At 70.6% G+C, this 25,721-nt stretch carries 22 protein-coding genes; 10 read left to right on the top strand and 12 right to left on the bottom strand.

The features are described 5' to 3' along the window. Position 1 precedes the first annotated feature (1 nt). On the top strand, positions 2–553 hold the full coding sequence (locus tag FHS29_RS19040) for a carboxymuconolactone decarboxylase family protein (RefSeq protein ID WP_184692151.1): 552 nt from the start codon (positions 2–4) through the stop codon (positions 551–553). Between the two features lie 58 nt (positions 554–611). Here FHS29_RS19040 and FHS29_RS19035 read toward each other — a convergent pair whose 3' ends face one another. The 7 genes from FHS29_RS19035 to FHS29_RS19005 all read right to left on the bottom strand — a co-directional run bounded on the left by FHS29_RS19035 (position 612) and on the right by FHS29_RS19005 (position 8,298). Beyond that, entirely contained in the window at positions 612–1,172 is a 561-nt protein-coding gene (locus FHS29_RS19035) for a cupin domain-containing protein (RefSeq protein WP_184692149.1), read from the bottom strand. A gap of 52 nt (positions 1,173–1,224) precedes the next feature. After that, positions 1,225–2,160, bottom strand: a complete 936-nt coding sequence (locus tag FHS29_RS19030; protein WP_184692147.1) for a hydroxyquinol 1,2-dioxygenase — start codon at positions 2,158–2,160, stop codon at positions 1,225–1,227. Beyond that, on the bottom strand, positions 2,157–3,212 hold the full coding sequence (locus tag FHS29_RS19025; RefSeq protein ID WP_184692145.1) for a maleylacetate reductase: 1,056 nt from the start codon (positions 3,210–3,212) through the stop codon (positions 2,157–2,159). The genes FHS29_RS19030 and FHS29_RS19025 overlap by 4 nt, the downstream gene beginning before the upstream one ends. After that, on the bottom strand, positions 3,212–4,303 hold the full coding sequence (locus tag FHS29_RS19020) for an alpha/beta hydrolase family protein (RefSeq protein ID WP_246440455.1): 1,092 nt from the start codon (positions 4,301–4,303) through the stop codon (positions 3,212–3,214). Before FHS29_RS19020 ends, FHS29_RS19025 begins: the two co-directional genes overlap by 1 nt. Continuing rightward, positions 4,300–5,901: a bifunctional 3-(3-hydroxy-phenyl)propionate/3-hydroxycinnamic acid hydroxylase MhpA gene (mhpA, locus tag FHS29_RS19015; protein WP_184692381.1), complete on the bottom strand. Its 1,602-nt coding sequence runs from the start codon at positions 5,899–5,901 to the stop codon at positions 4,300–4,302. Before mhpA ends, FHS29_RS19020 begins: the two co-directional genes overlap by 4 nt. 109 nt (positions 5,902–6,010) lie before the next feature. Beyond that, positions 6,011–6,994, bottom strand: a complete 984-nt coding sequence (locus tag FHS29_RS19010) for an AraC family transcriptional regulator (protein WP_246440454.1) — start codon at positions 6,992–6,994, stop codon at positions 6,011–6,013. 92 nt (positions 6,995–7,086) lie between these two features. Continuing rightward, complete coding sequence (locus tag FHS29_RS19005; protein WP_184692140.1) at positions 7,087–8,298, bottom strand: FAD-dependent monooxygenase; 1,212 nt, start codon at positions 8,296–8,298, stop codon at positions 7,087–7,089. A gap of 304 nt (positions 8,299–8,602) precedes the next feature. Here FHS29_RS19005 and FHS29_RS19000 point away from each other — a divergent pair, with 304 nt between their 5' ends. The 3 genes from FHS29_RS19000 (at position 8,603) to FHS29_RS18990 (ending at position 13,412) form a co-directional block, all read left to right on the top strand. Then, positions 8,603–10,093: an aldehyde dehydrogenase gene (locus tag FHS29_RS19000; protein ID WP_184692138.1), complete on the top strand. Its 1,491-nt coding sequence runs from the start codon at positions 8,603–8,605 to the stop codon at positions 10,091–10,093. A gap of 96 nt (positions 10,094–10,189) precedes the next feature. Continuing rightward, complete coding sequence (locus tag FHS29_RS18995; RefSeq protein WP_246440453.1) at positions 10,190–11,833, top strand: thiamine pyrophosphate-dependent enzyme; 1,644 nt, start codon at positions 10,190–10,192, stop codon at positions 11,831–11,833. Positions 11,834–11,876: 43 nt separating this feature from the next. Continuing rightward, positions 11,877–13,412 carry an MFS transporter gene (locus tag FHS29_RS18990; protein ID WP_221456226.1) on the top strand — a complete coding sequence of 512 codons (1,536 nt, stop codon included), beginning with the start codon at positions 11,877–11,879 and terminating at the stop codon, positions 13,410–13,412. A gap of 66 nt (positions 13,413–13,478) precedes the next feature. Here FHS29_RS18990 and FHS29_RS18985 read toward each other — a convergent pair whose 3' ends face one another. Beyond that, positions 13,479–14,039, bottom strand: a complete 561-nt coding sequence (locus FHS29_RS18985) for an EF-hand domain-containing protein (RefSeq protein ID WP_184692136.1) — start codon at positions 14,037–14,039, stop codon at positions 13,479–13,481. A gap of 357 nt (positions 14,040–14,396) precedes the next feature. Then, positions 14,397–16,286, bottom strand: coding sequence for a Calx-beta domain-containing protein (locus FHS29_RS18980; protein ID WP_312864981.1), 1,890 nt, complete (start codon positions 16,284–16,286; stop codon positions 14,397–14,399). A gap of 687 nt (positions 16,287–16,973) precedes the next feature. Here FHS29_RS18980 and FHS29_RS18975 point away from each other — a divergent pair. Continuing rightward, the gene (locus tag FHS29_RS18975) at positions 16,974–17,504 is read left to right on the top strand and encodes a hypothetical protein (protein ID WP_184692132.1); all 531 of its coding nucleotides are present in this window, start codon (positions 16,974–16,976) and stop codon (positions 17,502–17,504) included. A 114-nt stretch (positions 17,505–17,618) separates the two neighbouring features. Then, entirely contained in the window at positions 17,619–18,326 is a 708-nt protein-coding gene (locus FHS29_RS18970) for a hypothetical protein (protein ID WP_184692130.1), read from the top strand. 268 nt (positions 18,327–18,594) lie between these two features. On the opposite strand, the gene FHS29_RS18965 is transcribed toward FHS29_RS18970, so the two are convergent. After that, positions 18,595–19,866 (bottom strand): PP2C family protein-serine/threonine phosphatase, encoded by a 1,272-nt coding sequence (locus tag FHS29_RS18965; RefSeq protein WP_312864980.1) that lies wholly within the window; start codon positions 19,864–19,866, stop codon positions 18,595–18,597. 393 nt (positions 19,867–20,259) lie between these two features. Here FHS29_RS18965 and FHS29_RS18960 point away from each other — a divergent pair, with 393 nt between their 5' ends. Together FHS29_RS18960 and FHS29_RS18955 are read left to right on the top strand one after the other, a co-directional pair. Continuing rightward, positions 20,260–21,018, top strand: coding sequence for a GAF and ANTAR domain-containing protein (locus FHS29_RS18960; protein ID WP_184692129.1), 759 nt, complete (start codon positions 20,260–20,262; stop codon positions 21,016–21,018). Continuing rightward, positions 21,002–21,682 carry a serine hydrolase gene (locus FHS29_RS18955; protein ID WP_184692128.1) on the top strand — a complete coding sequence of 227 codons (681 nt, stop codon included), beginning with the start codon at positions 21,002–21,004 and terminating at the stop codon, positions 21,680–21,682. The genes FHS29_RS18960 and FHS29_RS18955 overlap by 17 nt, the downstream gene beginning before the upstream one ends. Before the next feature lie 111 nt (positions 21,683–21,793). Here the strand turns inward: FHS29_RS18955 and FHS29_RS18950 are convergent, their stop codons facing one another. Continuing rightward, the gene (locus FHS29_RS18950; RefSeq protein WP_184692127.1) at positions 21,794–22,999 is read right to left on the bottom strand and encodes a DUF6357 family protein; all 1,206 of its coding nucleotides are present in this window, start codon (positions 22,997–22,999) and stop codon (positions 21,794–21,796) included. Positions 23,000–23,135: 136 nt separating this feature from the next. Continuing rightward, a complete protein-coding gene (locus FHS29_RS18945) occupies positions 23,136–23,930 on the bottom strand; it encodes a GbsR/MarR family transcriptional regulator (protein ID WP_221456224.1) in 795 nt (264 codons plus the stop codon). A gap of 145 nt (positions 23,931–24,075) precedes the next feature. Here FHS29_RS18945 and FHS29_RS18940 point away from each other — a divergent pair, with 145 nt between their 5' ends. After that, entirely contained in the window at positions 24,076–25,218 is a 1,143-nt protein-coding gene (locus tag FHS29_RS18940) for a serine hydrolase domain-containing protein (protein WP_184692126.1), read from the top strand. A gap of 143 nt (positions 25,219–25,361) precedes the next feature. Next, positions 25,362–25,622, top strand: a complete 261-nt coding sequence (locus FHS29_RS18935; RefSeq protein WP_184692125.1) for a hypothetical protein — start codon at positions 25,362–25,364, stop codon at positions 25,620–25,622. Positions 25,623–25,721: the final 99 nt, after the last annotated feature.

Genomic DNA, 25,721 nt, shown 5'->3' with positions numbered 1-25,721 from the left:
CGTGAGCGACAACGCGGAACGGCTTCCCCTGATCGATCCGGCGTCGGCACCGGAAGAGGTCCGGTCCGCGTTCGCGAAGCTCCCCGGGGTCAACTTGTTCCGCGCCATGGCGTCGGCCACGACGTTGTACCCGCCGTTCGTCGACTACCTGGCCGAGCTGTTCCAGGACATGGAGCTCGACGCGCGGACCGCACGGCTGGCGGTGTTGCTCGTCGGCAAGCTGTCGGACTGCCACTACGTCTGGCGTCAGAACGTCGTGACGGCCAAGAGCGTCGGTGTCACCGACGAGCAGATCGCCGCGACCGCACGCGGTGACCTCACCGCCCGCTGCTTCAGTCCGGAGCAGCGGGCGGTCCTCGCCTTCACCGAGGACTGCGTGATCAACGTCGAGGTTGCCGATCCGATCTACGACGCCGCTGCCCGGGAGCTCTCCGCTCGTGCGATCGCCGAACTCCTGTACGTCGTGGGCACCTACATGCTGATCTGCCGGTTCGCCCGCTCCGGTCGCGTGCCCTTGGACGAGAAACCCGGCCCCTCCCCCTACGCGTCATGACGGGCCGCTCGTCACCCCGGATCTCCACGCGGTGCCGGGCGGCCCGTCGCCGACGCCGTCATACCGCGGGTCGGTCCTCCGAGAGCGTCCCGCCGACCAGCACGAAGGCCAGCAGGCAAGGCTCGTCGGAACGGTTGGACCAGGCGTGGGACGTGCCCCGCTGCACCAGCACGTCCCCCGCCCGCATGCGGACTTCCGTGGCGTCCAGCACCGCCCAGATCTCGCCTCGCACGACGATCGCGTAGTCGATCGAGCGGGTCGTGTGGACGGCGAGCGGCCTGATCTCGTTGCCGTCGCCGTCGAACCGCCACTCCGAATCAGGTGGCAGTTCGAGCGTGCGGAACACCGTGCCGGTCGCCGAAGGCGCGATGGTGAGCTTCTCGTCGGTGTCCATCGGGTCTCTCAGCGGTCCGCTGTTGTCGGCGGGTGTCGCGTCCGTGCGCCAGAGATCCGTCACGACGTACGTCGGCACACCGTGGCCGGTGCGCGCCCACCGACCCCTGTCCTCGATCAGCACCGTGGACTCGCCGTCCGGGCCGAGTCCTGTGACGATTCGCCGGACACGGTGGGTGCCGGACGCGGGTGCCACGTCGTCGACGAACGGGTCGTAGTCGGTCACTTGCGCTCCTTTGTTCCACCCGCCCCGGTCCTGCGGAACGGTCGAGTGCGGGTCAGCTGCCCGCAGGGGCCAGGACGATGTCGAACCGGACCTTCGACCAGGTCGCCCGGCCGAGCTCGCGGCCGTCCGGAGTCGGCGTGCCTGCCTCCTGCCGCGTGAAGTCCTTGACCAGTGACTGCTTGACCCCGAAGACGGAGTCGGAGGCCAGGTACTCGTCACCGCGTACGAAGATGTGCGTGACGAGTGTGCGGTGGCCCGCGTGCTTCACCATGAAGTGCAGGTGGGATGCGCGCATCGGGGAGCGACCCGTGGCCTTCAGCATCTTGCCGACCGGTCCGTCATGCGGGATCGGGTACGGAGTCGGTGTGATGCCCCAGAACCGGTAGCGTCCCTCGTGGTCGGTGTGCAGATGCGCCCGGGCCGCGGTGCGGTCGTCGCCGTACTGGACGTCGTAGAGACCGTCCGCGTCCGCCTCCCAGACTTCGATGAGCGCGTCGGCCAGTGGGCGGCCCGCGGTGTCGGTGACGGTTCCCTCGACCCAGCACGGTTCTCCGCTCGCGCCGAAGGAGATGTCGCCACCGTGCTCGATCTCCGGGCTGCCGTCGACGAAGAACGGCCCGAACACCGTCGACTCCGTCGCGTCGCCGTGGGCCTCGTTGTTCATGGTGATGGTCTGCATCGAGGCTCCCAGGGTGTCGGAGAGCAGGACGAACTCCTGGCGCTTGTCGTCGGTGATGTCGCCGGCCGCGGTGAGGAACTCGATCGCCTTGCCCCACTCGTCCTCGGTCAACCTCACCTCGCGCAGGAAGGCGTGCAGGTGCCGGACGAGCGCTTGCATCAACTGCTTGAGCCGCTGGTCGGTACAACCGTCGAATGAGCCCAGTACTCGCCGGACCAGCTCGTCCTCGCGCTCGGACTGCTCCGGCGGGACGGCGGGTGCGGTGGTGGCGTGTTCACCGGGCGCCGAGGTTCCGGGGTCGGTCGTCATGCGGGTTCACTTCCTTCCCACGCCGCGCGGATCAGCGCGGCCAGGTTGTCGCCGGTGGCGTGTGTCGGGTTGCCCTCGGGTACGGATCGGAGGATCGCCTCGACCGCGTCGGGAAGGTCCGCCTCGGCGAGCCCGTAGTCCCGCAACGCCTTGGGTGCGTCCAGCCGCGCGCGCAGCGCCTGCAACCCGGCCAGGGCGGTATCGGCGCCGAAGGCCCCGGCGAGCCGCCGGTCGGCGTCGGGTGCGTTCGGCGCGTTGAACGCCAGCACATGGGGCAGCACGACGGCATGGGTCTGCGCGTGCGGCAGGTCGTACTTCCCGCCGAGGACGTGGCAGATCTTGTGGTGCAGCCCCGAACCGGCCGAGGCGAACGCCACCGCCGCCAGGTAAGCGCCGTACAGGGCGTGCTCACGACCGTCCAGTCCGGACGGATCACGCGCGACTTCCGGGAGCCCGATGGTGAGCGCCCGCACCCCCTCGATCGCCAGCGCCGCGTTGATCGGATCGGCCTGAGGCGCCCAGAGGCTGTCCACGCAGTGCGCGAGTGCGTTCAGCCCGGACGCCACGCTCATCTCCGCCGGCAGGGTGAGCGTCAAGGACGGGTCGTAGACGATCGCGACGGGCAGCACCCGCGGGTCGCGTCCCGTGGTCTTCACCGCGTTCTCCGTCAGGCCCCAGACGTCCGTCGCCTCGGAACCGGCGTAAGTGGTGGGTACCGCGACGATCGGCAGCCCGGTCGTCAGGGCGACCGCTTTGGCCAACCCGGTGGTCGAGCCCCCTCCGACCGACACGATCACATCGGCCCGGTGTGCCGCCGCCGCGGCCCGGGCCCGCTCGGCCACTTCGACCGGAACGTGCATGAGGACCTCGTCGTGGCGCAGCGCCACGGGCAGATCGGCCGCGATCTCCTCGGCGAGCGCCCGTTCGGCGTCGGCGGCGATCACCATGACCCGCCGGGCACCGAGCCGCTCCACCTCCGCCCGTACCCCGGCCGCCGCGGCGCCCGAGGCGAACCGGACCCGTTGCGGGAGGGTGTTGTGGACGAACCGCATCACATCACGTCCCCGGCTGCCGTGTGGTGGAACCGGTCGGCGAACCAGTCGGCGACGTAGGCGGTGCGCTCCTGCGCGTGGTTGTAGATCGTGTGCTCACCGTCTTCCCACACCCTCAGCGTGGCGTCGTGGGCGGCGTCGAGGAAAGGCTGCTGCTGGTCGAGGCGCACGATGGGGTCCGCGCCGCCGTGCAGGACCAGCAGCGGGCACCGGATCCGGTCGACACCGGGGCGGAAGGCGATGCGGTCGAAGTTGGCCTGGATCGCGTCCGGATCGCTGGTGCCCAGCATTGCCGCGGCCTGCTCGACGAACGTGCGGAACCGCTGGAGGCGGGGCTGCGCGGGAGCAGAGTTGACGCACACCGCCGAAACCCTGTGATCCGCGGCGGCGGTCGTCGCGGCGTAGAGCCCGCCGAGGCTGTTCCCCCACAACCCGGCTCGCGGCGCCACGGTCAGCGCGCGGTCGACGAACGCCGAGTAAGCGGCGCGCACGTCGACGTCGAGCAGGATCCCGTGGCGCAGCCTGCTCTCACCCTGGCCGGGTCCTTCAGCCAACAGGACGGCCATACCGCGCCGCAGCAGCGCGTCGGCCTGGGGCAGGTACGCGGCTCCCCACCCGCTCTGCCCGCCGAACACGATCACCGCACCGATCGGTGTCGCGGCCGGTCGCAACAGCCAGCCGTTCATCCGTCCACCGGCGAACGGGATGTGCTCACGTCGCCACGGTGGATCGGCCAGTGCCGCGGCGCGACCGACCGCGTCGGTGAACGCTTCGTACAGCGAGCGCTTGCGAGCGCAGTCGAAGTTGAACGCCATCTGCGCGAACAGCAGGTCCGCCGCCGCCGCCCGGTAGGCCGCGAACGCGGTCACCGGGTGCCCGCCACGCTCTGCGGCGCGGGCGCGCTCCAGCTGCGCCGTGGCGAGCGCTTCGGCGGCCTTGTCCCACGCGATGCCGTCTGCCGTGCTCCGCCGCATGGCGAGAACGTCGGCGTAGTCGACGCCGTTGTCGAGCATCCGCGTCACCGGCATGGCACGCCACAACGCCTCGATCGGCGCGTGCGGACCACCGGTTGATGTGTGAACGTCGGTCATGTGTCGACTCCTGCGGCGAGTGGGGTTCGAGAGCCGGTCCAGCACAGTTGGGCGCGCAACGCGTCCAGCGCCGCCGGCGCGTCCTGGGCATGGCCTGCCCAGTACAGGTGGAAGTCCGGCCGGGAGATGAAGGTGTCCGTGGCGGTGTCGGCGAAATACCGGGTGTACGTGCCCTCCGTGTCTTCCACGCTGTCCGGCGTCCCCGGTGTGAACGTCGCGACGGACATGTCGAGTGCGGTGAGCAACGCCTGCTGTTCGACGTTGAGCAGTGCTCGGACATCGCGTTCGCTGATCAGGCTGAAGCCACCTCCGACCACGTCGTCGAAGCGACCGGTGCCGTTGCCCGACCCGACGATGCCCTGCGGGGCGAGCGTGCCGGCCAACGGTGACGGCTCGCCGCTGGGCGTGCGGTGCACGACACCACCGGTGATCGTCGGGAACGGCGGCAGCGGCGGCACCTCCCCCCGTCGGAACGCGGCGTCGCGGATCGCTGCCGCCTCGCGGTCCTTGAGGTTCGCGACTTTGCCGAGCTCGATCGAACACCGTTGGACCATCTCGGCGTGCGGGCGGCGCTCAGCCTCGTAAGTGTCCAACAGCGCCTCGTCGGCGAGCCCGCGCAGCACCAGGTCCAGCTTCCAGCCCAGGGTGATGCCGTCGCGCATACCCGAGCAGGCGCCCTGCCCCATGTACGGGGGCATGGTGTGCGCGGCGTCCCCGGCCAGCAGTACCCGACCGTGCCGCCAGGTGACCGCTGTTCGCGCGGAGAAGGTGTAGACGATCTGCCGGAGGAGGCGGATGCTCTCCGGTCCGAGGCCGTGCCGCTGCCGGAGCCAGCGCCACGCCCACTCGGCCGTCTCCATCTCGGCGAGATCGTCCGCGGTGCGAACGCCGACCTCGAAGCGCTGCCTGGACTTGCCGATGGGCATGAACATGTTCGGCTGTTCCGGGTCGCAGAACTGGCGGGTCACCTGGAACCGCGGCCCGAGCGGGTGGACGCATTCGGTGTCCAGGTTGAGCCAGCGGTCGTCGACCCCCAGGTCGATCTGCTCGATGCCCAGCGCGTTGCGGACGAAGCTGTTCGCACCGTCGGCGCCGACCACGTACCGCGCTGTGACGGTGCGGTCCTCGGCACCCACCGACCACTGCTCGTCCCGGTCGCGCCGCCAGGGCCGGACGATCAACCGGACGTGGTCGGAACCCTGGTCGAGGGCCACGACACCGGTCCCCTGGTTCAGCTCGACGTTCGGGTAGCCGCGAACGCGCTGATCGATCGCGTCCTCGATGTGCGGCTGGTACATGGTGTAGTGCGCCGCGTACCCGCTCGACCGGCCGGACCAGTCGACGGCCAGCAACAACTCACCGGCGCCGTTGCGCCACTCGTACACCTCCGCCACCGACGCTTCGCGCAGCGCCTCGTCGACGTCGCCGGTCGCCTGGATGATCCGCGCGGTCTCGCCGTCGATGTGGGTCAGCCTCGGCAGCCCGTACAGCGTCGGCCACCGCTCGAACACCGCCACGCTGTGCCCGGCCTTGCCCAACGCCGAGGCCAGGACCAGCCCGGTCGGTCCGTACCCGACGATCGCCACGTCGAAGTCCATCGTCACCACGCTCCTTCGCGCTTGGTGCGTGGACCCTACGAAGCCGGCGGCGGAACCACGATCCACTGTGCGACAAGGCGATCCGGGACGCGACATCGACCTGCGTGCGCTAGAACACGTCACGAAGCGTCTGCGACGGGTTCATCCCGTAGCGCTTCCGGTACAAGCCCGCGAAGCGCGGCACGTGGTTGAATCCCCACCGCAGTGCCACTTCGGTGACCGTGACGCTGCGAGGTTCGGCGACGCAAAGTTCCTCGTGGACCCGCGCCAGCCGCACCTGTTGCACGTATTCGTGCGGGGACACGCCCAACGCCGAGCGGAAGTGCCGCTGCAACGAGCGTGGCGTCGTCCGCACAGCGCGGGCCAGCCGTTCGACGCTGAGGTCGCCGGAGGGATCGCGCTCGATCAACTCCATGGCGCGGCGGACCGGCGCGAGCAGGCGCGGTCCGGCGTCGGTGCGTTCCAGCTGTGGGGAGTAGTTGTTGGGCTGCGCGAGCAACAAGCCGGTCATCAGCAGGTTCGCCCACGGTGCCGCTCCGAGGGAACGCTCGGCGAGGCCTTCCGGCTGGTCGAGGTCCTGGAGGAGCAACCGGACCGTCCGCAGCCACGCCCCGGCGGCGGGCCCGGTCAGATCCATCTCGGGTTCGAAGCGGATGACGGCGGGCGCTGAGCGGCCGAGCATGGCCTCCAGGTGGTCGGTCAGCGCCTGCCGTTCGACGCGCACGTGCAACTGCCGGTAGTCGTCGCTCAGCCGCATGTCCACCCGCATCCGAGGCGAGATCACTGCCGCCCGAGAACCGTCCACGACCACCTCGTCCCGTCCGAACACGACCCGGTTGCGGCCGTGCAGGGCGAGGTTGATGTCGTAGTAGTCCACGTGATCGGTCAGGTGGACCCCGAGTTCGACACCGCGATTACGGCAGTACACCAGCGACACCGGCCCCACCGAAGCCTTCGACAGGTCGGTGCGCACACCGGCCTTGCCCGAAGTGAGAGGGGTGAGCCGGTGCGGCGTGAGGAACCGCGACACCGAATGGCGGAACTCGTCGAGATCCGGCGAGCTCAACACCGCGAAGCGCTCCAGCACACCCATGCCCATGCTCCTTCACCTCTCGGCTTCGCCCAGGACGCGAATCTCCGGACAGGACATGAGAACAGGCCGACGAGACGGGCGCAGGGTGAACGTCACCGTTGTCTCCCCGCGTCGGCGAGCACGTCGTCAGGGTCGTACCCGTAGATCCACCCATTCGCGGCGAGCGGGTCGTGCTGGGCGAACGCGGCGTCGCGGGCCCGCTGCTCCGGGCCGTCGGGAAGGTGGTTGACGTGGGAACGGCCGTGGCTGATGGTCTGCAGCCGCGTGGTGCGCGGGACGCGGAGTTCCTCGTAACGCCGGAGCGCGCCGGTGGGATCGTCGATGCCTTCGGCCAGGCAGCGGGCCAGGACCGCGGCGTCCTCGATCGCTTGGGCGGCGCCTTGGGCGAAGAACGGGAACATCGGGTGCGCGGCGTCGCCGAGGAGTGTCGCGCCGCCGTGCGACCACCGGGTGAGCGGTTCGCGGTCGAGCAGGGCCCATCGCCCGGGGGTACCCGCGGCACGGATCAGCCCGGTCAGGCGGTGGTCCCAGCCGTCGAACTCGGCGAGGAACTGCTCGACCGTCGCGGTCGCGGTCCAGGACTCGACGGCGTAGTCGCCCGCGGGGGCGAAGGCGACCAGGTTCACGTACCTGCCCGCCGAGATCGGGTAGTGCACCAGGTGGTGGCCGGGGCCGATCCACAGGGTCTGGGCGGGACGCCGGGCGAAGTCCGGTGCCCGGTCGGCGGGGACCAGTGCCCGGAAGGCGCACAGGCCGGAGTACGTCGCAGGTGACGCGCCGATGACGGCGTTGCGGACCGCGGAGTGCACCCCGTCCGCACCGATCACGACGTCGGCTTCGGTCGAGTGGCCGTCGGCGAAGCGGATCCGCCACGTTCCGCCGGCCGTGTCGAGGCCGGCGCACTTGCGCCCGAGCTCGACAGCATCCGCTGGTACCAGCGACTGGATGGCCGCGAGGAGGTCGGCGCGGTGTGCGGTGTAGGTGTGCTCGCCGTAGAGACGCTCGCAGGAAGCCGCGAGGTTCTCCGAAGAGAGGACCTCGCCGTTCTCCCAGCGGCGGAACTGCCAACCGACGTCGAGTCGGACCACGTTCTCACGCATCCGCTCGAGGACCCCCAGCTTGCGCAGTTGACGTGCGGCGTTGGGAGCGATCACGAGACCGGCACCCACCTCGGCGATGCGCGGTGCCTGCTCGTAGACGGTGGCCCGGACCCCGTACCGGTGCAGGAAGGCCGCGGCGGCGAGCCCTCCGATGCCGCCACCGAGGATCGCGATCCTGGGCGGGGCGGTCTTACGTGCTGTCATTCCTCAACTCCTCCGGCGGCAACTGCGCACATGCTGCCTGCCGGAGGGCGCGCCGAGGCACGATGTTCCATTGAACGGACATCCGACGTGCGTCCGGCAGCGAGGTGATCTGCGTGCCGCGGACCAGAGAGCCGGGACGGGCGGTCTGCGGCGCTACACGCCGCAGACGATCACCGACCCCGACGCGCTCACGACGTGGTGTTCATTCAATGAGCGAAGGCGTTGTCCGCTCGGAGGCGGCTTCGGATACTCGCCGCGCGGTCTGGTGGCGGTCACCGGATCCCCAGCGTCGAGGAGAAGGCCGATGTCATCCACCCGAGTCGTACCGGCCGAGGCATCGCGGGTCGTGACGTCCGACCTCTTCATCGCGGGCCGGTCCGTGCAGGCGCAGGACGGCCGCTGGGTGCAGACCGTCGAGGCGGTCAGCGGTGCCCCGATCGCGCGGGTCGCGGCGGCAACGGTCGAGGACGCGAACCGCGCGGTCGACGCGGCGGCGCAAGCCCTGCCCGGCTGGGCCGGGCTCCCTCCCGCGCGACGCCGGACCGTGCTGCTGCGAGCCGCCGAGCTGTTCGGCGAGAGGGCCGCCGAGCTCTCGGCGATCATGGGCCGCGAGATGGGCGCGACCCGACCGTGGTGCGGGTTCAACGTCCACGTCGCGCAGAACATGCTCATCGAGGCGGCGGCGCAGGCCTACTCGGCCGTGGGCGAGGTCATCCCGTCCGACGTGCCGGGCCTGACGGCGCTCGCGGTCCGCCGGCCCGTCGGCGTCGTCGTGGGGATCGCACCCTGGAACGCGCCGCTCATCCTCGGCGTCCGGGCGGTGGCGATGCCGTTGGTGTACGGCAATACGGTCGTGCTCAAGGCCTCCGAGCAGACGCCGCTCACGCAGTCCGCCATCGTGGAGATCCTCCACGACGCGGGAGCGCCGGCCGGGACGGTCAACCTGATCAGCAACGCGCCCGAGGACGCGCCCGCGATCGTCGAGGCACTGGTGGCGCATCCCGCGACCGCCCGCGTCAACTTCACCGGCTCGACCAGGGTCGGCCGGATCATCGGTGAGCTCGGCGGCCGGTACCTGACCCGGGTGCTCCTCGAACTGGGCGGCAAGGCGCCCGTCGTGGTGCTCGCCGACGCGGATCTCGAAGCGGCGGCGGCAGCGGTCAGCTTCGGCGCCTTCATGAACCAGGGCGAGATCTGCATGTCCACCGAGCGGGTGATCGTCGAACGCTCCGCGGCCGACGAGCTGAGCTCGCTGCTGGCCGACCGGGTGGCGAAGCTCGTCGTCGGCCCGCCTGACGACGACGCGTCCCAGATCGGCCCGCTCGTGCACGCGCGCGCTCGTGACCACGTCATGGCACTGGTCGAGGACGCCGTGCGGCAGGGCGCCGAGGTCCTCACCGGAGGGTCCGCGGACGGGCTGTACGTCCGGCCGACCGTCCTCCGGCACGTCACGCCGGACATGCGGATCTACCACGAGGAGACGTTCGGCCCGGTGGTGTCGGTGATCGACGTCGCCGATGTCGACGAGGCAGTCGCGACGGCCAACGACACCGAGTACGGGCTCTCGGCAGCCGTCTTCAGCCGCGACGGCGGGAAGGCCCTCGACGTGGCCGGCCGCATCCGGTCGGGCATCTGCCACATCAACGGCGCGACCGTCCACGACGAGCCGCAGATGCCCTTCGGCGGCGTCGGCGCCAGCGGGTGGGGCAGGTTCGGATCACGTGCGGCCCTGGAGGAGTTCACCGAGCTGCGCTGGATCACCCAGCAGTCCGGCGAACGCCACTACCCGATCTGACCGCACCGACGGCCGACCGGGTGACCCGCGCCGATCCGCGGTGATCCGCGGTGATCCGCGGTGATCCGCACCGACCTCCACCGAGGAGCCGATTCCATGACCACGATGGACGCTGCCCGTGTCGCCGGACGCGGGCCGGAGCAGACCGTGCGGGAAGCCGCCTTCGAGGTCCTCCGCCGCTTCGGGCTGACGACGATCTTCGCCAACCCCGGATCGACGGAGATCGCCTTCCTCACGGGCCTCCCCGACGACTTCGACTTCACCCTCGCGCTGCACGAGGGCTCGGTCGTGGGCATGGCCACCGGTTGGGCGACCGCGACCGGCCGCCCCGCGTTCGTCAGCCTGCACACCACCGCCGGGCTCGCCAACGCAGCGGGCGCTCTCGCGACGGCGCGGACCAATCGGGCCCCGCTGGTCGTCGTGGTCGGGCAACAGGACCGCCGCCACCTGGCCCACGATCCCTTCCTGACCGGCCGGCTGGAGGGGCTCGTCGGGGACTACCCGGTGTGGACCGGCCAGCCGGCGCGGGCGCAGGACGTGCCGGGCGCGCTCGCCCGGGCGCATCACGAGGCGGTCAGCGGTGCCGGTCCCGCGCTGGTCGTGGTGCCGATGGACGATTGGCTCCAGCCGGCCGAGGCGCTCCGCTCGGCCGCCGCGATCGACGTACGCCGCGGGCGGCCGACCCTGGGGCCGGAACTCGACGAACTGGCAGTCGCTCTCGACGAGGCGCACGCGCCGGCGCTCGTCGTCGGGTCGGCCGCGGACGACGAGTCGAGTTGGTCCGCCGTCGTCACGCTGGCCGAACGTCTCGGCGCACCTGTCTGGCAGGAACCCTTCGGTGCGCGTGCGGGTTTCCCGCAACACCACTCCGCCTTCGCGGGGCACCTGCCCCCGACGCGGTCAGGCGCACGCTCCGCGTTGGCCGACAACGACGTCGTCCTCGTCCTGGGCGCGCCTGCGTTCCGGCAGTACCCGTGGGAACCGGGCGACCTGGTGCCGGCGGAAGCCACCGTCTTCCAGGTCACCCCGTACGCCGACGAGACCCATCACAGCATCGCCGACCGTGCCTTCGTCGCCGACGTCTCGCTCACCTGCCGAGGCCTCGTCGCCAAGGTCCGGGCCCGGGCCGGGAAAGCAGCGGCCGTGCGCCCGCCCGCCGCGGCACTGCCACCGCCGCGGGCGGGCGAGCCGCTGCGCCCCGGACACGTCTTCGACCTGCTGGCCCGCTGGCTGCCGGAGGACGCGATCCTCGTCGAGGAGTCTCCGTCCAGCCGCCCCGAGCTGCACCGTCGCGTTCCCGCCCGTGCGCCGCTGGGCTTCGTGAGCGCGGCCGCGGGTGGGCTCGGGTTCGGGCTCCCGGCAGCGATCGGGCTCAAGCTGGGGGCACCGCACCGCCCCGTCGTCGCCGTGCTCGGCGACGGGTCGTCGCTCTACGGGATCCAGGGGTTGTGGAGTGCGGCCCACTACCACGTCGGAGCGCTGTTCCTGGTGTTGTCCAACGGCGGCTACGCCATCATGGACAGGCTCGCGGAGCAGTCGGGGCAGGGCAAGCAGCCGTGGCCGCCGTTCTCCGAGATCCGGCTCGGCACGGTCGCCGCGGGCCTCGGCTGCCCGGCCGATCGGATCACGAGCTACGACGAGCTGACGGACGCGCTGTCCGAAGTCCTGCCCACCCTCGCCGACCGTGCCGGCCCGCGGCTGCTCGACATCGAAGTGGCCGCCGACCTGACATACGGATAGCCCACCGCGGTCGGGGATTTCCAGCACAGTCCCACGCACCGCGGTGTTCGCCGGGCATCCGGAAGAAGCCCGTTCATCCAATGGATCGACGGCGGACACGGCAATGGTCCGATCTCCATACTTCGGCAACTCCGCGAGACGCCTCGAACACGGCGCAGAACGCCACTTCCTTCCCAGGAGAACGGAACCAGCGATGTCCGCACGCAAAGCCACCGCGCCCCACGAGGCCTCACGGGGCACCCGGTGGGTTCTGTTGATCTGCTGCCTGACCGTGATCTTCGACGGCTACGACCTGATCGTCTACGGAACCGTCGTCCCCAGCCTGCTCGCCGACAAGTCGTGGGCGCTGACCCCGGCCGACGTCGGACGGATCGGGAGCCTGGCGCTGGTCGGCACGCTCGTCGGAGCCATGGTCGTGGGCACGCTCACCGACCTCCTCGGCCGACGCCGGACCATGATCGGCTGCCTGGTCTGGTTCTCGGTCGCCATGCCGCTGACCGCCCTGGCGCCCGACCCGACCGTGTTCGGCCTGCTGCGCTTCATCACCGGGCTCGGCATCGGCGGCGTCGTTCCCACCGCCATCGCGCTCACCGCCGAGTACTCCCCGGAAGGACGTCGCCAGCTCAACAACGCCCTGATGTTCTCCGGCTACTCGATCGGCGGCATCCTCGCCGCCGTGCTGGCGCTCTGGCTGCTGCCCGTCGTCGACTTCCGCGTCATGTTCGTCATCGGAGCCGCGCCGCTGGTCATCGTGCTGCCGCTGGCCATCCGGATGCTGCCCGAGTCGATCGCCTTCCTGACCGCGAAAGGCAGGCATGACGAGGCCGCCGCGTACGCACGGCGGTTCGGTCTCACCGCGTACCGACCACCCGCGGGGCCGACGTCGGCCCCGAGACCGACGGCCGGCCCGAAGCGCGCGCTCGGCGAGACCGCCAGGACGATCATGGGTGGGCGTCGCCTGCCGATGACGCTGCTCCTCTGGGCCATCTCGATCATCGGCCTGCTCTTGGTCTACGGGCTCAACACCTGGCTGCCGCAGTTCATGCGGAACGCCGGTTACTCGGCCGGGTCGGCTTTCACCTTCCTGCTGGTCTTCAACGTAGGCGCCGTCGCAGGCGTCATCATCGCCGGTGCCCTGGCGGACCGTCTCGGCGAGAAGCTGGTCATCGCGGGCTCCTTCTGCATCGCGGCCGTCGCCGTCCTGCTCTTCATCACCAAGCCCCCGACCGCGCTGCTCCTGGTCATCGGGGCGTTCGCCGGATTCGGGTCCAACACCCAGACCCTCGTCAACGCCTTCATCGGCGGCCTCTACCCACCCCAGTCGCGCGCGACCGCGCTCGGGTGGGCCCTCGGCGTCGGCCGGATCGGCGCCATCGTCGGGCCGGCATACGGGGGCTACGTTCTCACGCAGATCAACGCGGGCTCGCTTTCGAGCCACTGGAGCTTCTACGCCTTCGCCATTCCGGCGGTACTCGCAGCGATCCTCACCGTCCTCGTACCGCGGAACCGGGCGACCGACCGTCCGGAGACCGTGGATGCGCACCTTCCGGCCGAGCGCGCGTCGGCAACCGGCGACTGATGGCCTCGACTGTGTTCGCCAGGCGTCATGCCGCGATGGACCGACCGCGACCGACTGCGGAGCGGGTCACCCCATGGCGCGGCCCATCCACCAGTTCCCGGGAGCGGCCGGGTCGGTGCTCGACCAGAACTCCACGCACGCGCGGGTGAACTCCTCGGCGGTGAGGTGACCGTCGCCGTCGGTGTCGAGGTGCCCGAACGCCTCGGTGGCCTCGGCCTCGGTCAGGCCGGGGAAGTGGCCGCGCTGGAACAGGAAGAACTCGTCGGGGCTCACGCGACCGTCGGCGTCGGTGTCGGCGATGGCGAGGAACGCCTCGGCCAACGCGCCGACGCTGGCCCGTGCGGCGTCCGGGTCGTCGGCGAGCGAACCGGTGGAGGCGAGGAACTGCTCGCGGGAGATGGCGGTGCCGCCGCCGGGGATGTGCGGCAGGTGCAGGTCGTGCCAGATCCTGAGGTAGGCGCCGACGATGCGCTTCTCCTGCGCCGAGTCGGGGGCGTGCCCGAGGGATTCGGCGGTCCGCCTGCCCATCAGGACGTGGTCCTGCTCGGTGAGCAGCCCGTCCCCGTCGACGTCCAGGTGGTCGAACCCGTGGTTGATCTTGGTCTTGAGCAGGTCGTTGACAGGCACGAATCCTCCGCAGGTGATCGAGTGGAACAACGAGACGTGCGCGGCTCCGTCCGCGCGACTGCCCACCGCCGCCGGCCGGCGGTCGTGATCGATGGCGCAACACCACGGCACTTACCGACGACGGTCTCGAACCGGATCATGCCGGCAGGATCTGCGCACCGCGACCGTTGATCACCCGCACGGCTACGGGCATACGGCACTGGCCCACGCCGGGGCAACACTGGCTCGTCCGTCGACGTCACCGACCGACACGGCGTTGCCGGCACCCGGCAGGGCGCCTTGGGCGGAGACGGGCCGCCGCCCGTGCCGGGTGCGGCGGCCCGTCCTTTTTGGACGCGGACGATCGTCGGGCAGGGGTCAGCTGGTGCAGGGGTTGCCGTTGGGGTGGGTGCCGGTGCCGTGGATGTCGGCGTGCGCCTCACCGATGACCACGTCGGTGAGCAGGGTGTCCAGCACCACGGCGCGTTGGGTCACCGAGGTCCCCGTGGTCTCGGTGCTGTTCAGCTTCAGCGAGCCGATCAGCAGCGGGATGGTGACCGGCGCGGAACCGACGGTCGTCGGCACACCGTTGATCTTGAGGGAGGCGACGGTCGAACTGCCCGAGAACTGCGGCGCCAACCCGCCGCCGCTCGGCACGCACTGGACCGCGGCTTCGGCCTGGATCACGCCCAGCTCGATGGTCAGGCCGAGGGTGCTGATGGTGGTCGTGTCGACCTTGGCCTTCGCGGTGGCGTTGTCGCCCGCGGCCGGCGGTGCCGAGGTGAGGTCGTCCGGCGTCTGGTCGGTGGTGGCGGACAGCACCTTGGCGTTGACCGTCAGCGCCCCGGCGTTCAGGCCGGCCTGCGCCAGCGTCTCGCTGTCGTCCACGCACGGCACGTTGGCCGGGTTGGCCACCACCGGCTCGATGCCGACCACGTTCAAGGCGCTGGCCCGGCAGGAGAACACCCCGTCGCGGTCGTCGTCGACGATCGTGCCGATGCCCACCGCGTCGGTGATCGCCGCGCCGCCGGCCGCGGACAGGGTCACGGTGAAGGTCTCGTTCAGCTCGTCCACCGTGTCGCCGACGACGGGCACGGTCACCGGCTTGGTGGTCTCGCCCGGGGCGAAGGTCACCGTGCCGGCGGTCGCCGTGTAGTCCCCGGGTGCCACGGCGGTGCCGTTGGCGGTGGTGAAGTCCACCGTGACCGGACTCGGGCTCGGCCGGTCCAGGCTGACGGTGAAGGTGGCGGGCGTGGTGCCCGCGTTGCCCTCGTCGACGGTCACGTCGTTGATGGACAGGCCGGGCACGTGCACGGTGTTCTGCTCGATGAAACCGCGCGAGGTGCCGTCGACCAGGAAGTCGACCGTGCAGTGGTAGGTGCCGGCCGGGGTGCCCGGGTTGACCGTGATGGTCTCGGTGAACCCGGCGACGTCGCCGCTGTCCACGGTCCGGCTCGCGGGGGTGAAGCCGAGGGTCAGCTGGGGGTCGCACGCGGTGATCGTGGGTGTGACGGTGACCTGGACGGCTTGGATGCCGTCGAGGATGGCCTGCGCGACCTGGTTGGACGGGACGTTGTTCAGCAGCACGCCGCCGGTCGCGTTCACGATGGCGGTGGCTTGGCCGCCGGCGTCGAGCCCGCCACCCGCCGGGCCCACGTTGACCGCGATGACGCGGATGTCGGCGGCTTGCAGAGCGGCGATGGCGGCGGCCAGGGTGTGGCCCTGGCTGGGGTCGTGGGAGGGCGCGTCGCCGAACCACGCCACGATCCGGGTGCCGTCGGGGCGGAACGCGATGGCGCCGCTGCCGATCTCGAACAGGGCGTTGATGGCGGCTTCGGGGATGTCACCGCCGCCGCCGGCGACCCAGGCGTTGATCCCGTTCTGCACGGCCGCCGGGTCGCCGGTGAGGTTCTGGTTGACCCGGAACACGAACGCGTCCTCGGCGTCGCGGTACTCCGAGACCGCGAACTGCGCCGTCGGCTGGGCGTCGAGCACCGCGCTGGTGACGGCGCCCGCGTTGTTGCGGACGTCGGTGATGGCGCCGCCCATGCTGCCGGTGGTGTCCGCCAGGAACACCAGGTCGGGGTTGGGCGGGATCGCCGGGGTGGTGACCGTCTTGGCGACCGTGGTGCTCGCGCCGGGGCCGAGGGTGACCACGACGTCGACCGGATCGACCTGGGCCGCCGCCTGCGGTGCCGCCACCACCACGGCCGTCGTGGCCCACAACGTCAGTGTGGCCGTGGCCGCCGCCAAGGATCTCCGCAGCACCGAGCGGCGCCGTCTACTGGACTGGGACATGGATCCTCCAGATGAGGTTTGTTCTCGCAACGCGCCCAGGGGATGCGGCGAGGCGTCGCACACTGACCGGCAAGGCGGTCGGACGCATCGCTGCGGGCTTTCCCAGGGCATGGAAGACGGGCGAGTCAGCAGGTCAGGACGACGCAGCTGTCGTTGCCGGTCTTGCCGGGAGGTTCCGGCAAGAACCCGCCGTCGGTCCCGTCACCGCCCCGGCCGGTGGCGGCGGGCCCCCGCTCCGCGTTCGGCCGGCACGGCGATGGTCGCCCGTCGGTTCGACAAGTAGAAGGCTTTACCCCAGCGTGGAAACGTAACTGGGATCATCGTCGCCGCGGGGATTCCAACCAATCCACCAACGGTGGGACACAAAAATCGTGCCACGACACTGCCGGTGCGGGCACTGGTCTTCACAGGTGACGACGACCGATTTATGCGGTCACGCTCGGCCTACCCCTGGTCGTGCGCGATCGTGGCCCGCTGTCCGAGTTCGTGAAGGACGTCGTCGCCCAGTTCCGGAGTGCGACTCGACTTCGCTCTCCTGCGCCGCGCGACACCCACGCACGGTGTTCCACCACAAGCCGTTCAGCCGATTGAGGACGAACGAGTGGAGCGCCAGACTCGTCGTTCCACCCATCGGAAGTTTCCAAGAACGGAATCGTCATGCGTCTGCGTTCATTGATCGCCGCCGTGGTCGGCGGGCTGCTCGGCGCCACGGGGCTGTTCCACGTGCCCGCTTCCGCCTCGGCGTCCGTGGTGGACGTCAACTGCGCCCTGGGAACCCAGGTCGGCACCTACTCCCCCGGTATGACGCTGCTGCCCAGGCAGATCGACTTCAACGCCACCGGCACGCTGGGCGGCTGCCTGTCCCCCAGCCACCCCGACATCACCGGCGCGACGTTCACGTCCCAGGTCAGCGGCACCTTCAGCTGCTTGGCCGGCTCCACCACCAACACCTCGACCTACCACTGGAACACCGGGCACAGCAGCACCGTCCAAGGCGGCTTCGAGGTCAACCTCAAGCCCGGCGGCACCACCGTGCTCGTGCTGACCGGCACCGTGGTCGCAGGGCTGTTCCAGGGGGCCACAGTCGTCCAGACCAAGGTCCTGCCCGCCACCGACCTCACCGCCTGCCTCACCCCCCAGGGGCTGACCAGCGTCAGCGGCACCGTCACCTTCACCGCCGTGCTGTGAACCGGCTCAAGCCCTCCGGTCACCACCTGGGCCGTCGCCGGCTACGTCGACTGCGTTCGCGAGAAGCGTCCTACCGGTGATTCGCCGGCCCGGCGGAGGCATACGGGTGACATGGTGTCCGCTCAGGAACGAAATATGCGGTTTCGCCGTTCTCGACACCCACGGAAAGTTTCATCGACATTTCGCCCGTCCGCCGCGTCGCCATGGGATTACAGTGTCGATTCGTTCGCTTTCCGGATGGGGAGGAGTGCTTCGATGACTGCTGGTGGAATCGGAAAACTGTGGTCCGGGGTGCGGCGATCCGTCGCCGGCGCCGTTGTCGCGGTGCTGGTGGCGGTCGGGGTATCGGTCGCCACGCCTGCGGCCCAGGCCGCGGACGTCGAATTGCTGTCCTGTGCGGGAAGCGGTGCGAACACCTATCAGCCGGGGGTGACGATGCAACCCCGGACCGTCTCGATCACTTCCAGCGCGGACTACAGCTCGTGCGTGTCCAGCGGGACGCCGACGATCACCTCCGGTGGCTACGGGATTGTCGCGAACGGCCTGGTGTCCTGTCTGGCCGGAGGTGTCTCCATCACGGTCACGATCACCTGGAACACCGGAGAGACCACCACCGTGGCCGCGGTCGGGCTCGTGGTGCTGCGCCCCGGGAACGAGGTCGTCGTGGTCTACCAGGGCACGGTGACGGCGGGCAGGTTCACCGGTGCCGCCGTGGTGATGACCGCAGCGCTGGTCAACGCGACGCCGACGCAGTGCCTCACCCCTGAAGGAGTCACCGGCACCAGCGGCCCCGCCGCCATCACCATCACGCAGCTCGCCTGACCACGTGCGTCGTCCCGGACCCGACCGACCGCGCCACCGGCTTCACCGATGGGACAGGCGTGGCAGTCCACGTCCTGACCCATCGCCGACGGGCAGTTCCCGTCAGCGCCCCGCATTCGGCCCCTCGGCCGCGCCTCGACAACCGCGGCCGAGGCGGACTCTCCGAGATCGGCGGCGGACTTCCTCGTCGCCCTGATCGTCGATGTCCGCGCCGCCGGTCAGCGAACCTCCCGGCTCGCCGCGCGACCGTGGACACCACCTGCTCACTTCAGGCCGGCTCGCTCCCGTCGTCCCGCGCGGGCGAGGCGGTGTCGATGTCGGCGCCGTTGTCGGCCCGGCGTTCGGTGCGGCCGGTCCCGTGCCAGTCCAGGCAGAGCACGGTGGCATCGTCCCGGAGGTGATCGCGGCAGGCGCGCCGCACCGCCCTGGTCGCCGCCCGCACCACCTCCCTGGAGTGCAGCCCCTCGGTGTCGCGCAGCAATGCGGGCAGGTCGACGCCCTCGGCGTCGCGTTCGAACATGCCATCGGTGAGCAGCACCAGCCGGTCGCCGGGACGCAGGTCCAGCCGTTGCACCCGGTACTCGCACGGGGCGACGCCGAACAGCCGGTCGACCTCCAGCTCGACCGGCTCCACCACGCCGTCGCGCAGCAGCAGCGGTGCGGGGTGACCGGCGTTGACCAACTCGGCCCCTCCCCCGCCCAGGTCCACGCGCAGCAGCAACCCGGTCGCCAACGACCCACCGCCGTGCTCCAGCATCGCCTGGTTGGCCCGCCGGGCCTGACCGGCCAGGTCGTGGCCGACCCGGCGGGCTCCGCGCAGCGCACCGACCAGCAGGGTCGCGGTCAGCGCCGAGGCCACGTCGTGACCGACGGCATCGGTCATCGACAGGTGCAGGGTGTCGCGGTCCACGGTGTAGTCGTAGGTGTCGCCTCCGATGTCGTCGGCGGGCACCAAGGCGCCGGCGACGGTGAACTGCCCCGCCTCGCAGCAGGACGCCGAGGGCAGCAGCTGGTGCTGGATCTCCGCGGCCAGGCTCATCGCCGTGGTGCGGCGACCGGTGTGGTAGAGGTCGGTGAAGCGGCGGTCGGTGACGATGACGTAGGCCAGCGCGTGCGCGGCCTCGGAGAGCAGCGCCAGCACCTCCTCGTCCAGGGAAGGCACGGTCACCTCCAGCACGCCGACGCAGTCGCCGCGGTTGGTCACCGGCAGCACCACCCGCACCCCGTCGCCGTCCTGCTCCTGCCACGGCTGCTGGGTGCGCAGCACCGCTTCGTAGGCGCTGCCCCGCAGGTCGACCCGCTTCGCGCCGCGCCCGTCCGGGTCCAGCGAGGTCGAGGTCAACCGCACCAACTGCTCGTCGACGAGATCGGTCAGCAGGTACGACACGTCGAAGGCCCCGAACCGCTTCGCCAGGTCCCGGGCGACGACCTCGACCGACTCCCCCGGCGGCGCGCTTTCCGCCGCCGCCAGCACGTCACCCGTTCCCACCACGCCACCGTCCACGGCGACCTCCGACCACTCGGGGGTCCACCCAACCACACCGCTCACCTGCCCGGACGCGACGAGGCCGTCCGCGACTCGCGAACCGCACACGTCCGGCCTGGTCAGCCGCCCGCCACCTCGTGCGGTGCGGGTGGCGAAGCAGCCGTGCGCGCACCGCGCTCCGGTCGGTGCGCCATCGACGTCGAGCCGCTGCCTACGGAGGTGTCGACGACCCCGGCCCACAACCGTCTCGGCGGCCCCGCGCGGCCTTGCTGCCCGGATTCGCCGCGGGGCGTTTCCGACTACATCCGGCACGGGTCGGGGAACGCGGCTCGGGGATTGCGTTATGTTGGCCGCCTGAAGGGTGTTGAGCAGTGCAGCATCCCGGTTCCCAGCTCCGCCCGGTCTCGCGGCCGTCACGCGGAGCACGGCCTGTCGAGGGGTGCATCGATGACACGCGACCCGGACGCCTCCGTCCGCACACTGGCTTCCGAACTGGCCGAGATGGGCCGGTTGGTCGAAGACGAGGAGCACGAGGAGGTCGGGCGGCGGTTCACCGAACACCTGGTCCGCGCTGTCGCGGGTTGCGACCTGGCGTTCCTCGCGGTCGGCCGCGGGGACGAGGTCGACATCGCCGCGACCACCGGTCAGCCGCCGCTCGACCTCGCCGCGGGCGAGGGTGACCCGGTCCGTGAAGTGCTGCGCTACCGCGAGCCGCGCCGCCTGGGCGACACCGGGCAGGACCACCGCTGGCCGCTGTTCGCGTCCCGCCTCGCCGTGCACGGCCACCGCAGCTGCCTCGTGCTGCCCCTGCCCACCCGGCACTCCCCCGCCGCCGCGGCAGTGCTGCTGTCGAGGGAACCCCATCGGTTCAACGACCACTCCTACGACATCATCCTGCTGATCGCCCTGCACGCCGGCGCGGCCTTGGACAACATCGAGGTGCTGCACCACAGCAAGCAGATGGTGCGGCACCTGACCACGGCGCTGGGCACCCGCCACACCATCGGCCTGGCCCAGGGTCTGCTGATGCGCCACCTCGCCCACGACGCCGACCGGAGCTTCACGCTGCTGCGGCAGGCTTCCCAGCACACCAACCGCAAGCTGCGCGACATCGCACACGACCTCGTGGCCGCACACGAGTGCGGCGACTTCGACGAAGTACTGGCTCGGCACCGCATCCCCGGACCCGATGGCGTCCCGATGTGACACCCGATCCAGCGGCTCGCACCTCGCGATCAGCGCACGCGACCTGCTGGAGTTCGTCCGCCTGCACCTCACCGACCACGCGCTGGCGGCGCTGCGCGAACCCCAGGTCGACTCCGTCCCGGACTTCGGCGGCGGCGTCATCGGCTGGGGACTCGGCTGGACGCTCCACCGGGACGGCGTCGTCGGCCACACCGGTGTCGCCAAGGGGCAGAAGGCATTCCTCCGCGTCGTCCCGTCAGCGGGTGTGGCGGTGGCCGTGCTGACCGACAGCACGGGCGGCGAGCCACTGGCCTACGAGATCCTCGGCACGGCGCTCGAAGAGCTTGCCGGCGTCGAGACGGCACTCCCGCCCGTGCCGCCCTCGAACCCGACCGGGATCGACGCGGACCGCATGTGCGGCACCTACCGCTCCACCCTGTACGACATCACCCTCACCAGGGAGCACGACCGCGCGTTCCTCACCTACCACCCGCGCAACGACATCGCGAAGTCCTCCCTCCGCAGGTTCGAGGACCGCGTCGAGGTGGTCCGCCTCAACGACGACTCGATCATCACCGCCGAACCGAAGGCCGACGGCCACCAGGTCTTCTCCCTGGTCGGCTCCGACGAACACGGCCGCGCCCGCTTCCTGCACAACGGTGGCGCCGCCCACCGGATCGCTTGAAGATCAACGCCGAGGACGTCCGCACAGCGCGAAGGTCTCAGGTGGAACCGCCGCGAGCGACCGCTCCGTCCTCGTGCGCCTCCGCTTCGTCACGACCTCGACCTCTCGACGTCATGACCAGTGTCCGAGTTCGGCGTCGATACGGGGGTCCGTGCGGACCCAGACCTCGCCGGTGGCGGCTCCCGGCGGGGCGTCGACGCGTTCGAGCCCGAGTGTCCGGACCAGACCCAACAACTCGTCCCGGTCCTCGCCCGCCTCCTCGACGGTGTCGCCGTCGAACAGCACGTAGTGCACATCCCAACGATCGTTGTACCCGGAGTCCGCCCAGATCTGACAGAACCGGTCCACCGCCTCCCGCTCCAACGGCGCGCCCCCGGACCGCTCCGGTTCGAGCGCGGCAGCGGCGGCGAACCCTTTCGCGATGTCCTCGGCGCTCCACCAGTCCACCGCCGCCGCGACCGCGTCGGGGGTGAAGTCCCCCACCGTCAGGAAGCCCTCCAGCAGCCGGCCGACCCCGGTGGCCTCCACACCCAGCCCGGTCTCCTGCAGGCGGGACACCAGGCCCTCGGCCAGGGCGCAGGGCCCTGAGAAGGTGAAGACACCGGTGGCCGCCACCAGCGTGCCGCCGTCGGGATGCGCGACGGTGAACGTCGTGTCCGTCTCCGGCACGTCCCGCACCCACTCGACAAGATCCGCCGCAACACCCTCGTACAGCCCCGCCTGCGCACGGGCGTCACCGGAACAGTCCAGCGCGCTGGACCGGTCGAACGTCACCACCAAACCCCGACCGTCCGCGGCGAACCACGCGTTGACCGTGTCACCACGGCCGTCGCCGAAACCGAAGTGGGTGACCCCGCCCACCGGCACCGGCTCACGCCCGTCGACAAAGGTCAACACCGCCAGCCGACGACGCAACTCACGCGGATGGGTCCGCCGCAGCACAGACCCGTCGAACTCGGATCGGAGTCGTGCACGCCCGAGGCCGGCGACGTCCGGCAACCAAGGGCCGGGGCGGTCGAGAGCGGTGAAACCGCCGCGGATGAAGTTGGCTGCCTGGGTCCGGTAGTCGCCGCCGTTCTTGACGAGGCGGTACTCGGTCCGCGGGTTCTGTGCCCCCTTGGTCCGGCGGATGGCCCCGGAGTCGAACAGGAGCACCAGCGCCTCTTCGTTCTCCCCGTCCTCGATGCCGAACGACGCGTTGTCCACATCACGGTGACGGTCGACGAACTCCAGGAACGCGTCAACGGCCGATCGAGGGCCACCCGGAAGCCACTCCTGCTGATTGCCCTTGTCGTCGCTGAAGGTCAGTGGTCTCATCGCCATCCCTGGTGTGTCGGGCTACAGGTGCTTTTCCGGACGTCGCGGTGGTACAGGCCGCGGCCGTCCTTCGTCATGACGCACCTCGCGGCGCCATGCCTCCTCAAAGGATGCCTGACGCCCCGGCGCACGGCGGTCAGGCGGTCGGGGAGTCGTCGACCTCAGCGGGCGGACGGGTGAAGTAGACCTGGCGCCAATGCTCTGCCGAGCGGACCAGGTCGTCGCTGACGTGGTGCAGGAACCGGCTCAGGTTCTCCAGCCGGGCGCCGGCGGGTGTGGTGGGGTCGAGCGCTCGGGCGCTGTTCCGGGAGACAGCGGCGATCCGGGCGTCGATGCGTGCGCCGGCCATGATGGCTTGGAACCACGCGTCGTCGTCGATGACGTAGCGTTCCGCGCGGCGGTGGGGGTCGCGTTCGCGTTTGACGACCGCTCTCTCCTCCAGGTAGCCGACGGCCTTGGAGATGGAGGCGGGGCTGACGCGCAGGCGTTGCACGAGTTCGGCCGAGGTGAGGCTGCCGCTGTCGGTGGTGAGGAGCGTGGCGAGCACCCTGGCCATCATCGGCGGGAGTCCGGTTTGGACGAACAGCTCCGCGGTGCGCGCGGCCACCCCGTTCACGATCCGCGGGTCGCGCCCGCCGAGGTCGGTGCGCTTCGGTGAGCGTGCCGGCGGAGTCGTCGGATGCCGGTGCACCGGTCGCGTGCCGGCTCGGTGGGCCTGGTCGGCGTGGTAGCCGCCCGGCCCGCCGTTGCGCATCACCTCGCGGGTGACGGTCGAGGTCGGCCGCCCGATGCGGCGGCCTATCGCGGCGTAGGTCTGCCCGTCGCGCAGTCCCGCGGCGATCTGCCGCCGGTCCTGCTGGGTGAGTCTGCCCTTCGGCACCCGAGTCCCTGCCTCCTCGTCGTCGAGAGCGGTCCAACGCAACACGATCATTGCATTAGCCGTCAAGCTCGCGCAACGATTTCCAGCTGTCAACCTGCGAGTTTCCTCGTTGCATCAGCGAAAGCTGATCGACCGGATCGCGTATGCAACGTAAATTTCGTCATGTCGGAAAGAGTCCCCGAGCAGAGGTACCGGTATGACGCACAGCGAAGTTCAGCGGCTCCTCGACTGGGCGGTGGTCGAAGCGGGTGTTCCCGGCATCGTCGCCGAGGTGCACGATGCCGACGGCACCTGGTTCGGGACGGCCGGCGTGGCCGATCTCGAAACCGGGGCACCGCGCCGGCCCGGCGAGTACCTGCACGCCGCCAGCGGTGGCAAGGCCTTCACCGCCGCCGCGGTGCTGCGACTGGAGGCCGAGGGCAGGCTGGGTCTTGAGGACACGGTGGAGAAGTGGCTGCCCGGCGTGATGGACGTCAACGGCTACGACGGCGACAAGGTCACCATCCGACACCTGCTCGGCAACACCGGCGGCCTGTTCTCCACCGGCCTCGCGCCGCAGACGACGGACAACTACGCCACCCGCGCGGGCTTGGAGCAGCACCGCCTCGACACCTGGGCCACGTCCGACCTGCTCAGGCTCGGGCTGTCCCAGCCACCGGTCTGCGAGCCCGGAGAGCGCTTCGTCTACTCCAACGGCGGCTACTACCTCGCCGGCGCGATCATCGAGAAGGTCACCGGCAACACCTATGCCGAGGAGGTCGAGCGCACGGTCATCCGGCCGCTGGGCCTGACCCACACCTACGTCCGCCCGACCGAGGACACGGGCTACCCGGACCCGCACCCCCGGGCCTACTCGTCGATGTTCCTCAAGGACGGCACCGACCCGGCGTCGCTCACCCCGGTCAACTGGGTATCGCTGATGGAGGGCCCCGGCACCCCGCCGCTCGACGTCACCCGGTTCAACACCTCCCTGTTCTGGTCGGCCGGCAACGTCGTCTCCACCACCGGCGACCTCATCCGGTTCATGGAGGCGATGGCGAGCGGCAGCCTGTTGCCGCCGGCTCAGCACCGTGCACTGTGGACCACCGTCTCCACCGAGGGCAGCGGCTGGATCCCCCACACCCGCTACGGCCTCGGCATGTTCGAGCTCGACGAAGCGGTGACCGGCGGCCGAACGCTGCGCGGCATGGCCGGCGCTTTCTGGGGAACCGGCGCCATGGCGGTGACCACCCCCGAGGGAGACCACACCGTCGTCGTGCACACCAACACCGACTGGAGGGACTTCGACATCGCGTTCAAGATCGTCGAAGCGGAGTTCGGCGGCACCGGCCTCACCTGATCGAAGCCGGACCGCTAATCCGTGCCGCGCGGTCGGCGGCGTTCGGTCCCACCGGGATGAGCTGACCGACCACGGACAGGGACGTCCTGGGTGTCACACGGTGGGGTGAAGTCGGGTGGCTGTCGCGTTTGGACCGGGTAATCGTGGATCCGCTGACCCGCAGCGGAACAGGAGCGGAAATGATGCGACGGATGATGACGGTGCTGGCAACGGCGGTACTGGCGCTCGGCGCAGCGGCAGGGATCGCCGCGCCCGCGATGGCGCAGCCGGAGGAGATCACGGTCCTGGAGTGCATCGTCGGCGGAGGGTTGCCGTTGCCGGCGGAGGACGGGAAGAGTGTGGTTTGCAAGGGCGGCCAGCACGAAGGGGCGCCTGTGAAGGCGCCGACGCTGCCCGGGGCCTGAGCCCGTCGAGGCTTGCGAGCACCTGCCCGACCACGTCGATGCCCTGTGGGACAGCACAAATCTGCACCGCACCGCTGAACCGCGGTGACCGTGCACTGT

Source organism: Saccharothrix tamanrassetensis (assembly GCF_014203665.1).
GTDB classification, from domain to species: Bacteria; Actinomycetota; Actinomycetes; order Mycobacteriales; family Pseudonocardiaceae; genus Actinosynnema; species Actinosynnema tamanrassetense.
The sequence above is the reverse complement of the archived record's forward strand: the minus strand, read 5'-3'. Positions and strand labels throughout refer to the sequence as shown.

Bases quoted from the DNA above. Each gene is read 5' to 3' on its own strand.
- FHS29_RS19030 (WP_184692147.1), bottom strand. From the start codon at position 2,160: ATGACGACCGACCCCGGAACCTCGGCGCCCGGTGAACACGCCACCACC.
- FHS29_RS19025 (WP_184692145.1), bottom strand. From the start codon at position 3,212: ATGCGGTTCGTCCACAACACCCTCCCGCAACGGGTCCGGTTCGCCTCG.
- FHS29_RS19020 (WP_246440455.1), bottom strand. From the start codon at position 4,303: ATGACCGACGTTCACACATCAACCGGTGGTCCGCACGCGCCGATCGAG.
- mhpA (WP_184692381.1), bottom strand. From the start codon at position 5,901: ATGGACTTCGACGTGGCGATCGTCGGGTACGGACCGACCGGGCTGGTC.
- FHS29_RS19010 (WP_246440454.1), bottom strand. From the start codon at position 6,994: ATGGGTGTGCTGGAGCGCTTCGCGGTGTTGAGCTCGCCGGATCTCGAC.
- FHS29_RS19005 (WP_184692140.1), bottom strand. From the start codon at position 8,298: ATGACAGCACGTAAGACCGCCCCGCCCAGGATCGCGATCCTCGGTGGC.
- FHS29_RS19000 (WP_184692138.1), top strand. From the start codon at position 8,603: ATGTCATCCACCCGAGTCGTACCGGCCGAGGCATCGCGGGTCGTGACG.
- FHS29_RS18995 (WP_246440453.1), top strand. From the start codon at position 10,190: ATGACCACGATGGACGCTGCCCGTGTCGCCGGACGCGGGCCGGAGCAG.
- FHS29_RS18975 (WP_184692132.1), top strand. From the start codon at position 16,974: ATGCGTCTGCGTTCATTGATCGCCGCCGTGGTCGGCGGGCTGCTCGGC.
- FHS29_RS18960 (WP_184692129.1), top strand. From the start codon at position 20,260: ATGACACGCGACCCGGACGCCTCCGTCCGCACACTGGCTTCCGAACTG.
- FHS29_RS18955 (WP_184692128.1), top strand. From the start codon at position 21,002: ATGGCGTCCCGATGTGACACCCGATCCAGCGGCTCGCACCTCGCGATC.
- FHS29_RS18950 (WP_184692127.1), bottom strand. From the start codon at position 22,999: ATGAGACCACTGACCTTCAGCGACGACAAGGGCAATCAGCAGGAGTGG.
- FHS29_RS18945 (WP_221456224.1), bottom strand. From the start codon at position 23,930: ATGATCGTGTTGCGTTGGACCGCTCTCGACGACGAGGAGGCAGGGACT.
- FHS29_RS18940 (WP_184692126.1), top strand. From the start codon at position 24,076: ATGACGCACAGCGAAGTTCAGCGGCTCCTCGACTGGGCGGTGGTCGAA.